A 15,640-nucleotide genomic window follows, 5' to 3' on the forward strand; every position below is an offset into this window, starting at 1 on the left:
ATCAATTCAAAATTCAAAATTCAAAATTTAAAATAATCAAGGGTTTCCACCCTCTTCATCTCTCCTATTCCCAATTCCTTTAATGCGCTCTGGCAGCCGCACCGGGTTTCGCACCTGCGGCAACTGCTTGCGGTGTAGAAGTGCCGATGAGGCGTTGGATCTCATCTGGCTTAGAAGTCTTAGACATCGCCGCTTCAAAGGAAATCGTTCCTGCTTTGTAAAAATCGGCTAAAACCTTCTCCAGAGTTTGCATCCCCAATTTGCCGCCAGTTTGAATAGCTGAGTAAATTTGAGATGTTTTGCCTTCTCGAATCAAGTTAGAAATAGCAGGAGTAACAATCAGAATTTCTTGAGCCATCACCCGACCATACTCACCGGGTTTAGGGTTTTTCTTGGACACCAAGGTTTGGCTAAATACTGCCACTAACGAGTTAGATAATTGCACCCGGACTTGGGTTTGTCTTTCATGGGGGAAAACGTCGATAATCCGGTCAACTGTCTGTGCTGCGGAACTGGTGTGGAGAGTACCAAATACCAAGTGTCCTGTTTCGGCTGCGGAAATTGCCAAAGAAATCGTTTCCAAATCGCGCATTTCTCCCACCAGAACAATGTCTGGATCTTCTCGCAAAGCTGCTTTCAAAGCATTAGCAAAGCTCTTAGTATCTTCACCCAGTTGCCGTTGGTGAACCAAGCTTTTAATTGGTTCGTAGACAAATTCAATTGGGTCTTCCACCGTTAAAATATGCTCTGCTTTAGTGCGGTTAATCAAGTCGATCATTGCCGCTAAGGTAGTTGTCTTGCCGGAACCTGTAGGGCCTGTTACCAGAATTAATCCTCTGGGCTTATCTGTCATTTCCCGCACCACATCTGGCAAACCTAATTTTTCAAAGTTAGGAATCTTAGAACTTAATGCCCGTAAGCAAGCAGCATAAGAACCACGTTCTTTATAGACATTGACCCGGAAGCGAGCTAGACCCTTAACACCATAAGAACAATCCAACTCCCAGTTTTGCTCTAAAGTTTTACGCTGGGTGTTGTTGAGCATACTAAAAATCAGCCTTTGACATTGATCGGCTGTCAATACATGCTCACCTATGGGGGTGAGTTTGCCACTGATCCGGAAGTAAGGAGGCAAACCTGCGGATAAATGCATATCCGAGCCACCCATTTCAATCAACTGTTCCATCAGGTCTTCAATCATCATTTCCATAGTTCTGCTTCCTTTTAATGTTTGTTATTTGTCCTTGTTGTCATTTGTTTAAAGTTACTAACCAATGACTAATGACTATTACTCTTAAAACCGGGATGTCATACAGTAGGGACAATCCAGCCATTCTTGTTTCAATGTGGCATCACAAGTCCGGCAAGTAAGACCAGTCTTGCGTTTGGCTTTTAACTCGGCTTCCAAACCAGTATCAGTAAACGTCACTCGTTCTACTTCTTCTAGAGTGGTGGAACCTTGGCGCACTAAGTCCAAGCTGTAAGCCAGCAAGGTTTTCATGCCCTCTTCTATTGCCACTTCCTTGATACGTTCCGTGGGTGCATCTTCGTTAATGAGAGTTTGCAAGTTTTCGGTGACTCGCATGACTTCATAAACACCACAACGCCCTTTGTAGCCGATGCCATTACATTTTGAGCAAAGCTGATTTTTGGTTTTGGCTTCCGCGATCGCTTCTAATGTCAAGGTGTTAGCTTTATAGAAGGTGACTCCCACATCAGAGGAAGCTGATAGACCATAACGAGCTAGTTCCTCAGTTGTAGGAGTGTAGGGAACACGACATTCAGAACATACACGCCGCACCAGACGTTGAGCTAGAACGCCAATTAGGGAACTAGAAACCATGAAAGGCTCAATCCCCATTTCTCCCAAACGAGCGATCGCTCCTGGGGCATCATTGGTATGTAAGGTAGTTAATACTAAGTGACCAGTCAAGGCAGCTTCAATCGCTGTTTTTGCTGTTTCCTTATCCCGCGTTTCACCCACCAGCAGCACATCTGGATCTTGCCGCAAGAAAGCCCGCAAAGCGGTAGCAAAATCTAGCCCTTTTTCCCGAATTACCTGTACTTGAGTAATCCCTGGAAGACTGTACTCAATCGGGTCTTCTACAGTACTGATATTAATTCCGGGATCATTCTTTTCTGAGAGTGCAGAATACAGCGAGGTTGTTTTCCCAGAACCAGTTGGCCCAGTTACCAAAATTAGACCAAAAGGACGGCTAACCATATCCTTGACGATATCTAAAGTCTCTGGATCGGTAATTAACTTATCTAATCCCAGTTGGGTGGAGGAGTTATCCAAAATCCGTAGCACCACCTTTTCCCCGTAGCGACTGGGTAAGGTATTCACCCGGAAGTCCACCTTACGTCCCTCAAACATCCGCCGGATACGTCCATCTTGGGGTAGACGGCGTTCAGCAATGTCTAGATTGGAGATGATTTTAAATCGGGCTGTCACCGCCGGGATAATTTTTTTCGGTAGGGGATCAAAAGCTTCACGCAGTACGCCATCTTTCCGAAAGCGAATGCGTAAGTTTTCTTCTTGCGGTTCGATATGAATGTCAGAAACGCCCTCATGCAAGGCTTTAGCCAGGATTCTGTTAACTAGGTTGATGACTGGGGCATCCTCTGCACCCTTCATCGCTGCCCCTAAATCAGCCTCCATTTCTTCAGGAGCATCCGAAATATCGAGATTTCCGAGGTTTTCTAAATCCTGATTAATATCTGTAAACTTTTCTTGTTCCAGGTGCTTTTGCCGAACAGCCATTTCATCCAGATATTGGTTGATTAGCTGCTGGTAGTCTTCCTGTGTAATGACCATGCGCTGCAACGCCAAGCCTTGGGGGCGCAAGATGCGGTTCAAGTCATCGGAAGCCTCTAGATTATCTGGAGCAACCATCGCCACTAAAACTGAAGGTGGGGTTTGGTCTTCGTGTTTCGATAATGGTACTAAACGATGGCGACGACAGATATCCACTGGGATGAGGGTTTCAATCAGGTTCCCCATCATCGTGCTGCCAAAGGAATTGACTTCCGGATCAAGGAATTCAACACCGTATAGTATTTTAAGTTCAAATAGCTGCTGTTTTTTGTATTGCCTGAGCAACTCAGGTGATAGTTGTTGCCCAGTGATTGACTCTAGTACTTCCGTTAAGGGTCTGCCAGATTTGCGGCTTTCAATTAGTGCCTGCCTCATCTGCTCGGTATTGACATAGCCAGATTGCACTAGCTTGTTGCCGAAGGGCGAAAACTCTGTTCTGGTAGTTAGAGCGGTACTGCGCCGTTGTGGTGACGAGTAAGTCATAAATGAGCAATTGATTTGGGGAAACCTATGCTTAAAGTATTCCCAGGCTGTGAGACAGAATTCTCATTTCCTAAAAAAGTCCTGAGTCACGTCACTTTCCTCCGAATTTAAAATGACGCTCTCTACGAGACGCTACGCGTAGCGTCTCGTAGAGAAGCCTCTCGTTCGCGTTAGCGTGTCCCCTTGGGAGAAAAGAAGGCTATTACGCTGCGCTAACAAAATTCAAAATATTTTCAAATAAAATGAGGGACGAGTCACATTCAGCACTACTATTGCAAATTACTCGTTCGGGTTACCGCCTTAGTAGAGTCTGGGCTAACGTGTTCACCATTTGTCACAATAAGATGACGGTTACATCACTTCCAGGAACTTATCGGCAAAAAAATCAGCCTCAGTGGCACGTCGTGGATGACGACGGTTGCAAGCTGTGGAGATACACTGCCATAAAAAGCATCTGGAATGAGTAGACAATGATGGATGAAAATAAACAGATAAACAATACAAGCCAGCAATTGGGTGAACCAACAGAGGTAAAGCAAGCAATGAAGAGTGACTCCCCAGCCCAAACTAATTTCAATGAATCTGGTAGCGAGGTTGCAGAGCAAGTGGCAGCCCAAACTAATGTATCGGGAGATACGACTACTCTCAATCAAGAAAATGGTGTCGCTGCAACTGAAGTGGAAACGACAGCTTTGGCAGAACTGACTCAACAAATCGAGTCTCTCAAAACCCAACTAGAAGAGCGTAGTACGCAATATATGCGGATTGCCGCTGATTTTGAGAATTATCGGAAACGTACTAGCAAAGAAAAAGAAGAGCTAGAGACACAAATCAAGCGGAATACCATTCTGGAATTGCTGCCAGTAGTCGATAATTTTGAGCGGGCGCGATCGCACCTCAAACCTCAATCTGATGGCGAAATGACCATGCACAAAAGTTACCAAGGCGTTTACAAACAATTAGTAGATAGCCTGAAGCGCTTGGGTGTATCACCAATGCGTCCTGAAGGCCAAGAATTTGATCCTAACCTGCACGAAGCAGTAATGCGCGAACCTACGGATGAACATCCTGAAGGAACAGTGTTAGAAGAGTTAGTGCGCGGATACTTCTTGGGCGAACGCGTGCTACGCCATGCAATGGTCAAAGTAGCTGCTCCTAAGGAAGATACCCCTGCTGCACCAGAAGATCAGTCGAGTTCAGCCAACAGTTAAGCTGTAGTCGCTCGCCTCACTGACCTGAAGTGCCTGGGTTCTAGCAAGGACGAGCATCGCGTACCTAAAACTTGGACAAGGCTTTGGATAACTCTCTGTGCTTAACTTCTCTTTTGCTACCAGCAACAGGGATTCCACAGACGTTATCCGCTAGCCTTGGTTCAAAGCAAAAAAGTTAGTCCGCGACATATTACAGCATAAAGAATCAGTAAAAATACTGGCAAGTATGGGAAAAGTTATTGGGATCGACTTAGGCACTACTAACAGTTGCGTCGCAGTTTTGGAGGGCGGTCAACCACTGGTGATCTCCAATTCTGAAGGTGGACGAACTACTCCAAGTATTGTGGGATTTGGGAAGAGTGGCGATCGCTTGGTTGGTCAATTGGCAAAGCGCCAAGCCGTAACCAATGCCGAAAACACAATTTACAGTATTAAACGATTCATCGGGCGGCGTTGGGATGACACTGATATAGAACGCGATCGCGTCCCCTACAACTGCATCAAAGGTCGAGACGATACCGTTGATGTTCAAATTCGCTCAAAAAACTACACGCCACAAGAACTATCCGCCATGATCCTGCAAAAGCTCAAGCAGGATGCGGAAAACTTTTTGGGTGAGGAGGTCACTCAGGCAGTGATCACCGTACCAGCATATTTTACAGATGCCCAAAGACAAGCAACTAAAGATGCTGGCACAATTGCTGGACTAGAAGTCCTGCGAATCATTAATGAACCAACAGCTGCGGCTTTAGCTTTCGGATTGGAAAAGCAAGACCAAGAGCAGCTAATTTTAGTATTTGACTTGGGAGGCGGTACCTTCGACGTATCGATCTTGCAACTTGGAGATGGTGTTTTTGAAGTTAAGGCGACTTGTGGCAACAACCACCTAGGTGGAGACGACTTTGATAATGCGATCGTGCGTTGGATGATGGAACGTTTCCAGCAGCAAGAAAAGATCGACCTTTCCCAAGATAAGATGGCACTGCAACGCCTGCGGGAAGCAGCGGAAAAGGCAAAAATTGAACTCTCCAGCATGGTGAATACCTCCATCAACTTGCCGTTTATCACGGCTGATAATACCGGGCCAAAACATCTGGAGATGGAACTCAGCCGCTCTAAATTTGAAGAGCTTGCAGGGAAATTAATTGAAGGTACCATCGAACCAATGATCCAAGCGCTCAAAGATGCGGATCTCAAACCACAAGCTATAGATCGGATTATTTTGGTAGGTGGTTCTACTCGTATTCCCGCAGTTCAAAATGCGCTGATTAAGTTTTTCAATGGCAAAGCTCCCGATCGCTCTATCAACCCTGACGAAGCGGTAGCATTAGGAGCGGCTATCCAAGCAGGGGTGTTGGGTGGCGAAGTAGATAATCTCTTACTTTTGGATGTCACTCCTTTGTCTTTGGGAATTGAAACTTTGGGTGAAGTGTTCACCAAAATTATTGAACGCAACACCACAATTCCTACAAGTAGGTCACAAATTTTTTCCACAGCAGTTGATGGGCAAACCTCAGTAGAAATTCACATCCTCCAAGGTGAACGGGCAATGTCACGAGATAACAAGAGTCTCGGCAAGTTTTTGCTAGCAGGAATACCCCCATCGCCCCGTGGTGTGCCGCAAATCGAAGTATCCTTTGAAATCGATGTCAACGGCATCCTGAAGGTTTCTGCCCAAGACAAAGGTACAGGTCGAGAACAGAGTATCAGGATTACCAATACAGGTGGTTTGAGTACCAACGAAGTTGAACGGATGCGCCAAGAGGCCGAACTGTTTTCCGAAGAAGATAGAAGACGTAAAGAACTGGTTGAACTCAAAAACCAAGCAGATAATCTGTTGTTCAGTTACGAATCCACCATCAAGGATAATAGCAACTTTATCGGCGACCAGATGAAAACCTTGGCTAGTGAAAAAGTTTCACAACTCCAAGCTGCAATGATTGACTCTAGCATCTCCACAGTAGAATTTAAGCAGCGCTTAGACGACTTCCAACAAACCCTGTTTGCAATTGGTGCTGATGTCTACAATCGAGCTAACAGCCAAACAGATGAGATTGAAGAGGCTTCAGGTAGTCACTTTACCCCAGAAGTAGACTCACCAATGAACGGTACACTCATACCACAATTCAACTTTGATTTCGACGAAGAAAGTACTGCCCAGGTTGATTATGAGGCGATAGATTAGGGATTGGACATGGGGTATGGGTTATGGGGCTTATTAGTCATTAGTTATTTCTTCCCCGTCTCCCCTGCTCCCCCACCTCCTTCATCTTCCCCACTCCCCAAAGTTGCAGATTTTTGTTAAAAGAATTTAATCTATCTAAAATATATATTAATTATAAATTTAGCGAAGTTTCACAAGACCCCAGCGGTTTGCTAGATTGTAGAAGCAAATTACAGTGGGCTAGGCAGTGTGCCAGTTCAGATGCACTTCCATTGCATATGGGTGGTTTTCCACACCTAATGGTGCGGCTAGCCCCTCTGGTTAATGGGCGGGGTTTTCCTCTCCTACGTAGCACAATTGTAAAAGAGATAGCCGACTCGGCAGTGAGAAGTCTGAGCATAGGCTTCCTCTGCTCATAAATTCTGTGGCTTTTGTCGTCTCCCACGAGGAAAGCACATGTTGCTCAAGATTTGTCGGTGATTTTTGTAAAGGGTAAAGGGTAAAATCAATTATTAACAAAAATTAATTTTATCTTCTGCCTGACCTCCGGCAAGCCACCCTCTGAAGGACACTGCATTGCTCTTCTAGAGCTGTAGGCAAAACGCCTTCCTGTAGGGTAGCAAGTGACCGCGAGTGACGTTCTACTGCCTTCTGCTTTCTTCCTTCTAACTTTTACCTTTGCTATATGGCCCGCGACTATTATGAAATCCTGGGTGTCTCTCGTGACACCGACAAAGAAGAAATCAAACAAGCCTATCGCCGTTTAGCCCGGAAGTTTCACCCAGACGTGAACAAAGAACCGGGCGCGGAGGATCGCTTTAAAGAAATTAACCGTGCTTATGAGGTACTCTCAGAGCCAGAAACCCGCGCTCGTTACGATCGCTTTGGTCCAGAGGGTGTATCAGGTGCTGCTGGCCCTGGCTTCCAAGATGTCGGCGATATGGGTGGTTTTGCCGATATATTTGAAAGCATTTTTAGCGGCTTTGCTGGCGGTATGGGTAGTCCCACGCAACAAAGACGGCGCAGTGGGCCTGCCAGGGGCGATGACCTACGGCTAGACCTGAAGTTAGACTTTCGGGAAGCGGTATTTGGCGGCGAAAAAGAAATTCGCATTTCCCATCTAGAAAATTGTGAAGTCTGTAGCGGTTCTGGTGCTAAACCTGGAACCCGCCCCCGGACTTGTTCTACTTGTAGCGGATCGGGTCAAGTCCGCCGTGTCACTAGAACACCCTTTGGCAGTTTTACCCAAGTCTCAACTTGTCCCACCTGTAATGGGACAGGGATGGTAATTGAAGATAAGTGTGATGCCTGTGATGGAAAGGGCGCAAATCAAGTTACAAAGAAACTCAAAATTACCATTCCGGCTGGGGTGGATAATGGCACACGCTTGCGGATTTCTAGTGAAGGAGATGCCGGTCAACGCAGTGGCCCTCCTGGAGATTTATACGTTTACTTGTTCGTAAATGAGGACGAGGAATTCCAACGGGATGGCATTAATATTCTCTCTGAAATCAAACTTAGCTATCTGCAAGCGATTTTAGGTTGTCGGTTAGAGGTAGATACGGTAGATGGGCCAGTGGAACTAATCATTCCGGCTGGAACCCAGCCCAATACGGTGATGAAGTTAGAAAATCGCGGTGTACCCCGTTTGGGTAATCCGGTTAGTAGAGGGGATCATATGCTGACAGTATTAATTGATATTCCCACCAAGGTCACCCCTGAGGAGAGGGAACTGTTGGAGAAACTGGCTAAAATTAAGGGAGATCGCACTGGTAAAGGCGGTCTAGAAGGATTCTTGGGAAACTTATTTAAGTAATGAAGCCCTCTTCTCTTTTAACTCCCGATGCTCAACTTGATTTACGCGGCACCCCTTGCCCAATTAATTTTGTGCGGACAAAACTACGTCTGGAGAAAATGCCATTGGGAGGTTTGCTAGAAGTCTGGCTAGACCCTGGTGAGCCGATTGAGCAGGTTCCCGATAGTCTGACAATGGCAGGTTATCAGGTAGAACAAATTACAGACTGTAGTAGTTATTTTTCTCTGATAGTACGCCGTCCAGTTACTGGCCAATGACAGGGGAAAATTTTGCCACAACTGGACAGTTATTGGGTACGGTGCTAGCCGTGCAAGCTAATTTTTACCGAGTACAGCTGGATGAAAAGGATGAGGAGATGAGGGAGCAAGATCCTCCTCATCTTCCCCATCCCCCTCATCCCCTCCTGCTGCTCTGTACTCGCCGAACACGCCTGAAAAAAATTGGGCAACAGGTGATGGTAGGCGATCGCGTTGTGGTAGAAGAGCCAGATTGGGCTGGGGGACGGGGAGCGATCGCTGATGTCTTACCCCGTCACAGCGAATTAGATCGTCCGGCGATCGCCAATGTCAACCAAATCCTATTAGTATTTGCCGTTGCCGATCCGCCTTTGGAACCTTATCAACTGAGTCGGTTTCTGATTAAGGCTGAGTCTACTGGCTTAAATGTGCTTTTATGTTTGAATAAAAGTGATTTAATTTCCCAACAGGAACAGCAGCAAGTTAGCGATCGCTTGCTTGGTTGGGGCTATCAACCGATATTTATCAGCGTCAAAGATGGTATAAATACCGACCAAGCAGCCAGATATTTGAGCAATAAAGTTACTGTAATTGCTGGGCCTTCCGGCGTTGGCAAATCCAGCCTGATTAATACGCTGATTGACTCTCTTCAGCTGCGAGTGGGAGAAGTTTCTGGCAAACTGGCTCGTGGTCGTCATACCACTCGCCATATAGAATTATTTGAGTTGCCTAACGGTGGTTTGTTGGCAGACACTCCCGGCTTTAACCAGCCAGACATGGATTGTAACCCAGAAGAATTAATCCATTATTTCCCAGAAGCAAGAAAGCGGTTAGCAGTTGCTAGCTGTCGGTTTAGTGATTGTCTGCATCGAGATGAGCCTGAGTGCGTGGTGCGGGGAGACTGGGAACGATATGAACATTATTTAGAATTTTTGTCCGATGCGATCGCCCGTCAAACTCAGCTGCACCAACAAGCTGATCCTGAATCTACCATGAAGTTAAAAAGCAAAAGCAAAGGCAAAGGGCAGAGTCAATACGAACCCAAGTTAGAAAGTAAAAAATACCGCCGCATTTCCCGGAAGACTCAATTACAAGACTTGCAGGAATTATATCGAGATGAGGAATAAGGAGTGCGATGTCTACGACGGGCTGCACCTACGCACTAATATGTAAAGGTTTGTCACTACAGCATCGATACAAATATAAAAACTATCTTGTCTGGTAGATTACGCTTTTTTACCCCAGATGAACATCTAGTAATGTTGCTAGCAGAAGCAAATCAACAGTTACAGCAAGGCAAGCAATAACTAGAACAGGAATGCCAACGTGCTGAAAAATTGGCAGAACGCTTACGAGCCATAGGAATTGAAGCTGAGTAAATATTTTAAGTACAGGATTATAGAATAAACAAATAGGCAGGTTTTACAGAGATTCAAAGCTAGTTAACAACACGCGGTGGGGGTACAACATTATTGTGCGCCTACAAACACTGTATTTAACTCAATTGAAAACTGCTTTTACGATCCCCATAAGTCTTAAAATATTGTTAATTTCTGCCAAACCTCTCGACCTTCAACTTACAAGTATCACCCCAAAATCACTATGGCTATCGGCTACGTCGCGCTTGTACTCCACGCACATCTGCCCTTCGTTCGTCACCCGGAAAGTGACTACGTGCTGGAGGAAGAATGGCTCTATGAAGCCATCACAGAAACCTACATCCCCTTATTGAAAGTATTTGAAGGCTTAAAGCGAGACGGTATCGACTTTAAAATCACGATGAGTATGACACCACCTCTAGTGTCGATGCTTCGTGATCCTCTGCTGCAAGAACGCTATGACGCGCACTTGACCCAACTAGAAGAACTTATAGAACTAGAAGCAGAACATAATGTCAATAACGGACATCTTCGTTATTTAGCCGAACATTACATTACTGAGTTTAAAGAAGCGCGTCAGATATGGGAACGCAATCAAGGTGACTTGGTGACAGCTTTTAAGCAGTTCCAAGACAGTAACAACCTGGAAATCATCACTTGCGGCGCTACTCACGGCTATTTGCCGTTGATGAAAATGTATCCAGAGGCGGTATGGGCGCAAATTCAGGTAGCTTGCGAACATTACGAGCAAAGCTTTGGACAAGCACCCAGAGGCATTTGGTTGCCTGAATGCGCCTACTATGAAGGTTTAGAGCGGATGCTAGCCGATGCTGGGTTACGCTACTTCCTCACTGATGGGCATGGCATCCTTTATGCCCGTCCCCGTCCGCGCTTTGGCACTTATGCCCCAATTTATACAGAAACTGGTGTTGCTGTCTTTGGACGAGATCATGAATCTTCCCAACAGGTATGGTCTTCTGAGGTGGGCTATCCTGGGGCGGCGGAATATCGGGAATTTTACAAAGATTTGGGCTGGGAAGCAGAATATGAGTACATCAAGCCCTACATTATGCCCAATGGTCAGCGGAAAAACACGGGCATTAAGTATCACAAAATTACTGGGCGTGGCTTAGGACTTTCAGATAAAGCACTCTACGATCCGTATTGGGCTAAGGAAAAGGCTGCGGAACACGCTGCTAACTTTATGTATAACCGAGAGCGGCAATCTGAGCATCTCTATGGTATAATGCAGCGACCGCCAATTATCGTTTCGCCTTATGACGCAGAGTTATTTGGACATTGGTGGTATGAAGGTCCCTGGTTCATCGATTACCTATTCCGCAAGTCATGGTATGACCAAGGAACCTATGCAATGACCCATTTAGCAGACTATTTGCGAGATCAGCCGACGCAGCAAGTTTGTCGCCCTTCGCAATCAAGTTGGGGTTTCAAGGGTTTCCACGAGTATTGGTTGAACGAAACGAATGCGTGGGTTTATCCGCATTTGCACAAAGCTGCTGAACGGATGATTGAAATATCGCATTTGGAACCAGAGGATGAATTGCAGTGGAGAGCGCTCAACCAAGCAGCAAGGGAATTGTTGTTAGCACAATCTTCCGACTGGGCATTTATTATGCGGACGGGAACGATGGTACCCTATGCGGTGAGACGGACGCGATCGCACCTGATGCGGTTTAATAAGCTCTATGAAGACGTTAAAATCCGCAAAGTTGACAGTGGTTGGCTGGAAAAAGTCGAGTTAATGGATAATATTTTCCCCGAAATCAACTATCGCGTCTACCGTCCACTATAGGCTCACACAAAGTAATCAACAGCAGTAAGGTGGGCAATGCCCACCTTATATTAGTAGTAAGGAGTGTTTATTTTTCCAACAACAGAGCGTTTATGAAATTCAGTCCGCTCTAACAAGAATTGCTGATAATGCTGAAAATTTTAGTGACTGGTGCGACTGGAAATGTCGGTCAAGAAGTTCTTCGCTTACTGCTATCCCACGATTGTAATGTCTGTGCCGCAGTTAGAAATCCGAAGAGCGCTAAACAGATATTAGGCAGCAATATCCAGAGCGTCCCGTTCGATTTTAACAATCCCGACACCTTTGCTCATGCTTTTGAGAAAGTCAATAAACTTTTTTTAGTGCGTCCGCCTGCCCTTGCGAATGTTCGCAAACAAATTGCCCCAGCGCTCGATGCTGCAAAACTTGCAGGCGTTGAGCATATCGTGTTTCTTTCAATACTGGGAGCCGAACGCAACCCTTTTGTGCCGCACTCAAAAATTGAAGGCTATATCGAACAATTGGGTATTCCTGCCACCTTTTTACGGGGCAGCTTTTTTATGCAAAATCTTAACACCACCCATCTAGAAGACATCAAAACTCGTGGTGAATTGCTGATGCCAGCAGGTAATGGTAAAACAAGTTTTATTGATGTGCGAGATATTGCTGCTGTTGCAGTTCGTACTTTGATTGAAGATGGTCATCAGTCACGAGCCTATGCGCTTACGGGTGCAGAAGCCTTAACCTATTACGAAGTAGCTGACATCTTCACATCGGTTTTAGGTAAAAGGGTACGCTATAATCCCTATGCGCTAAAGTTTGTTCGACAAATGCGCTTATCGGGGTTGCCAATGGACTTTGTTTTAGTAATGGTAGCAATCTACACAACCGCTCGTTTAGGATTGGCGGGCAACATCACATCTGATACAGAGCAATTGCTCAATCGTTCACCGCTGACTATACGACAGTATGTCGAGGACTATCGACATTTTTGGTTATAAAGTAAGTGGCATAGCGGTTTTTGTCAATCGCTCCAAATTGCAAAAGCCGATGACAGATATATTGGCAGATTTCGTTTAAGTTCATCCCACCCCTAAAAGGGGATGGTATTTTACGTTGACTGATGACGGTTAACAGTCAACAGTCATCAGTCATCAGTCAACAGCGGCGGGGCGACTATCCCAGACACCCTTTGAAAAAGTGAGCTTCCCGCCGCTTTGGTGAGTATGCCTATCAATATAATCATATATGAATATGCTTCCCGCTCTAATCTCAGCAATTAGATGCTTGGAAAGAGAGTTTTGAATGTTTTAAGATAATCAAGGAAATTGCAATTAAATGCAAGCATATTCTCGATAGAGCCGCCGATAGTTTTTGTAAGTTAATCATTTTTAGCTAGGTAGCAATAATGGAAAATACATTAGTTGATAAAACCTTCCGTGACAGCGATGGCAAAATTGTTATAGCTCAGATGCCAAACCTACCGCTTATTGTTTGGATAGTAACTAGTTTACTAACTCTAGTTTTTACAAGTGGCAAAATTAATACAGTGTTAGACGTACTGGCAACTGGCTCCTTGTTTACTTGGGCGTGGTTGGAATTATTTCAAGGTGTTAATTATTTTCGGAGAGCGCTAGGTCTTGCTGTATTTATTGGTATTATCGCATTCAAAATTCAGTAGTTATAACTGTTCGCGTATGGGTAAAATTCTTCAGTCATGGCAGTAGATAAGTCAATCACAGAACAATACTACAAATAACCATGAAAATGTCTCTTTGCTCATCTCTAATGATTAGTTCCTAGACCCTATTTTCAAACTAGTTTTGATATTATTTGCCAATTGTAGAGAATAAAGGTTTGCATATACTCCCTTTTGCTCCATCAATTGTGCATGTGTACCTTGTTCGATGATTTGTCCTTGCTCGATGACTAATACCTTGTCTGCGTTAGTTACAGTCGTCAGGCGGTGAGCGATAATAAAGCTGGTGCGACCTTTAATTAAATTAGCGATCGCTTGCTGAACTAAATTCTCTGTTTGGCTGTCAATGTTACTGGTTGCTTCGTCCAAAATCAAGATGCGCGGGTTGACCAAAACCGCACGAGCTATACTGATTAATTGTTGTTGTCCTTTGCTGAGATTCATTCCCCGTTCTCCTAATTGTGTAGCGTAGGCTTCGGGTAAGGTCAAGATAAAGTCATGAATATTTGCAATCTTTGCAGCTGCTTCAATTTCTGCTGTTGTTGCTTGAGGATTGCCAAAGGCAATATTTTCGGCAACGCTACTGCTGAAAATCATAGTATCTTGTGACACAACACCAATTTGACGACGCAAGCTGGCTTGTGTAACTTTTCGTATATCTATATCATCAATTTTTACTGCACCATCTGACACATCATAGAAGCGGGAAAGCAGGCTAATTATAGTAGTTTTTCCTGCACCAGTGGCTCCAACTAAAGCGATCGCTTGTCCTGCTTCAGCATTAAAAGATACATTTTCTAAAACCTTCTGTCCAGGCTTATACTCAAAATTTACATGTTCAAATTGAACTTTACCCTGAATTGGTGGCATTGCGATCGCATCTGTGGCATCTTGAAGCTGGACTGGTTCATCCAAAAGCAAAAATATCCTTTCTAATCCGGCTAATCCAGATTGTGCTTGAGTATAGAAGTTACTGATAAGTTGGATGGGTTGAAAAAATTGCTGGACATAAAACAAAAATGCGGTGACTGCTCCCACTGTCATGATATTTTGATAGACGAGAAAACCACCATAAGCTAATACAATCCCCCAAGCAAGTGTATTAAATAGGTCTATTGTTGGTAGAAAAGCAGCAGTAATTGCTGTAGCTTGAATATTGGCATTTCGGTTGTCTGCATTAAGTGTGCGGAACTCTTGAATGTTGAGTTGTGCGCGGTTAAATGCTTGAACTTCCTGGATATTGTTAAGATTTTCTTCTATTTTAATCGAAAGTTGAGAAATTGTTTGTCTCGTAATGCGAAACTTTGCTCTAGCTAACCGTGCAAAAAAGGCAGTTGTCAATAGTATGATTGGCATCATTAGGCTAGTAATTAAACCTAATTGTAAGTTTATATAAAGCATGAATATAGCACTTACTAATAAACCAAAAAAGCTACCAATAACTTGTGGCAAGATAGGGCTGAATAATTGATTTAAGGTATTTACATCGCTCAGTAGACGACTCATTAAATCACCCGCTTTACTTTGATCGAAAAAGCTGAGGGGTAATGTTTGTAATTTGTTCATAATATCTTGGCGTAATTGTGCGAGTATACGCTGCATAATCACGCCAACTTTAACAATCAAAGTGCGACTTGAGAAAAACCCAATAAAATATACTATTGATAATATAACGAGCATCCATAACAATCCTAATAAATTACCTTTTACTATCAAATTATCTACTGACCAACCAGTCAGTAATGGTGCTATGGCTTGGGTAATTGAGCTAATAATAATTAGCCCCAAAATCTTAGGGATACCTTTGATATATGGGCGAAAGTATTGACTAAAACGACGTATAACAGGTAATGGTGTATTTACCTTTGATGCCGATTCCAAAATATTATTTCTTCTGTTCATAGATGACATAAGGATAAGAGCAAGGTGAAGATAATATCATGTCCGCGTAAATAACCGTCATTACGACCGTTTTCAGAGAAGGGAAGTAATCGCAAAACCTTGTAATTGCTTCCCTATGGGAATGCCAAAGGCGAATATTT

General features: G+C 44.3%; 11 protein-coding genes. 8 read left to right on the forward strand and 3 right to left on the reverse strand.

Annotation, left to right across the window (positions count from 1 at the left end):
• Positions 1–79: 79 nt before the first annotated feature.
• Complete coding sequence (locus tag ACEYW6_RS00860) at positions 80–1,210, reverse strand: type IV pilus twitching motility protein PilT (protein WP_412978266.1); 1,131 nt, start codon at positions 1,208–1,210, stop codon at positions 80–82.
• Positions 1,211–1,294: 84 nt separating this feature from the next.
• Positions 1,295–3,301 carry a GspE/PulE family protein gene (locus ACEYW6_RS00865; protein WP_412978267.1) on the reverse strand — a complete coding sequence of 669 codons (2,007 nt, stop codon included), beginning with the start codon at positions 3,299–3,301 and terminating at the stop codon, positions 1,295–1,297.
• Between the two features lie 470 nt (positions 3,302–3,771).
• Between ACEYW6_RS00865 and grpE the strand changes: the two genes are divergently transcribed.
• The 8 genes from grpE to ACEYW6_RS00905 all read left to right on the forward strand — a co-directional run bounded on the left by grpE (position 3,772) and on the right by ACEYW6_RS00905 (position 13,580).
• On the forward strand, positions 3,772–4,512 hold the full coding sequence (gene grpE, locus ACEYW6_RS00870) for a nucleotide exchange factor GrpE (RefSeq protein WP_412978268.1): 741 nt from the start codon (positions 3,772–3,774) through the stop codon (positions 4,510–4,512).
• Between the two features lie 226 nt (positions 4,513–4,738).
• Positions 4,739–6,697 carry a molecular chaperone DnaK gene (dnaK, locus tag ACEYW6_RS00875; RefSeq protein WP_412978269.1) on the forward strand — a complete coding sequence of 653 codons (1,959 nt, stop codon included), beginning with the start codon at positions 4,739–4,741 and terminating at the stop codon, positions 6,695–6,697.
• A gap of 664 nt (positions 6,698–7,361) precedes the next feature.
• Positions 7,362–8,492 (forward strand): molecular chaperone DnaJ, encoded by a 1,131-nt coding sequence (gene dnaJ, locus ACEYW6_RS00880; RefSeq protein WP_190899398.1) that lies wholly within the window; start codon positions 7,362–7,364, stop codon positions 8,490–8,492.
• Positions 8,492–8,749, forward strand: coding sequence for a sulfurtransferase TusA family protein (locus tag ACEYW6_RS00885; RefSeq protein WP_190899400.1), 258 nt, complete (start codon positions 8,492–8,494; stop codon positions 8,747–8,749). The genes dnaJ and ACEYW6_RS00885 overlap by 1 nt, the downstream gene beginning before the upstream one ends.
• The gene (gene rsgA, locus ACEYW6_RS00890) at positions 8,746–9,855 is read left to right on the forward strand and encodes a small ribosomal subunit biogenesis GTPase RsgA (protein ID WP_412978270.1); all 1,110 of its coding nucleotides are present in this window, start codon (positions 8,746–8,748) and stop codon (positions 9,853–9,855) included. The genes ACEYW6_RS00885 and rsgA overlap by 4 nt, the downstream gene beginning before the upstream one ends.
• Positions 9,856–10,330: 475 nt before the next feature.
• Entirely contained in the window at positions 10,331–11,920 is a 1,590-nt protein-coding gene (locus tag ACEYW6_RS00895) for a glycoside hydrolase family 57 protein (RefSeq protein ID WP_190899413.1), read from the forward strand.
• Between the two features lie 128 nt (positions 11,921–12,048).
• Positions 12,049–12,900 carry an SDR family oxidoreductase gene (locus tag ACEYW6_RS00900; protein WP_412978271.1) on the forward strand — a complete coding sequence of 284 codons (852 nt, stop codon included), beginning with the start codon at positions 12,049–12,051 and terminating at the stop codon, positions 12,898–12,900.
• Between the two features lie 407 nt (positions 12,901–13,307).
• Entirely contained in the window at positions 13,308–13,580 is a 273-nt protein-coding gene (locus tag ACEYW6_RS00905) for a hypothetical protein (RefSeq protein WP_190899417.1), read from the forward strand.
• Positions 13,581–13,691: 111 nt separating this feature from the next.
• On the opposite strand, the gene ACEYW6_RS00910 is transcribed toward ACEYW6_RS00905, so the two are convergent.
• On the reverse strand, positions 13,692–15,500 hold the full coding sequence (locus tag ACEYW6_RS00910; RefSeq protein ID WP_412978272.1) for an ABC transporter ATP-binding protein: 1,809 nt from the start codon (positions 15,498–15,500) through the stop codon (positions 13,692–13,694).
• Positions 15,501–15,640: the final 140 nt, after the last annotated feature.

This window comes from Nostoc sp. UIC 10607 (assembly GCF_047228265.1).
GTDB lineage: Bacteria > Cyanobacteriota > Cyanobacteriia > Cyanobacteriales > Nostocaceae > Nostoc > Nostoc foliaceum_A.

Bases quoted from the DNA above. Each gene is read 5' to 3' on its own strand.
- ACEYW6_RS00900 (WP_412978271.1), top strand. From the start codon at position 12,049: ATGCTGAAAATTTTAGTGACTGGTGCGACTGGAAATGTCGGTCAAGAA.
- ACEYW6_RS00910 (WP_412978272.1), bottom strand. From the start codon at position 15,500: ATGAACAGAAGAAATAATATTTTGGAATCGGCATCAAAGGTAAATACA.
- ACEYW6_RS00865 (WP_412978267.1), bottom strand. From the start codon at position 3,301: ATGACTTACTCGTCACCACAACGGCGCAGTACCGCTCTAACTACCAGA.
- dnaK (WP_412978269.1), top strand. From the start codon at position 4,739: ATGGGAAAAGTTATTGGGATCGACTTAGGCACTACTAACAGTTGCGTC.
- ACEYW6_RS00895 (WP_190899413.1), top strand. From the start codon at position 10,331: ATGGCTATCGGCTACGTCGCGCTTGTACTCCACGCACATCTGCCCTTC.
- rsgA (WP_412978270.1), top strand. From the start codon at position 8,746: ATGACAGGGGAAAATTTTGCCACAACTGGACAGTTATTGGGTACGGTG.
- grpE (WP_412978268.1), top strand. From the start codon at position 3,772: ATGATGGATGAAAATAAACAGATAAACAATACAAGCCAGCAATTGGGT.
- dnaJ (WP_190899398.1), top strand. From the start codon at position 7,362: ATGGCCCGCGACTATTATGAAATCCTGGGTGTCTCTCGTGACACCGAC.
- ACEYW6_RS00905 (WP_190899417.1), top strand. From the start codon at position 13,308: ATGGAAAATACATTAGTTGATAAAACCTTCCGTGACAGCGATGGCAAA.
- ACEYW6_RS00885 (WP_190899400.1), top strand. From the start codon at position 8,492: ATGAAGCCCTCTTCTCTTTTAACTCCCGATGCTCAACTTGATTTACGC.
- ACEYW6_RS00860 (WP_412978266.1), bottom strand. From the start codon at position 1,210: ATGGAAATGATGATTGAAGACCTGATGGAACAGTTGATTGAAATGGGT.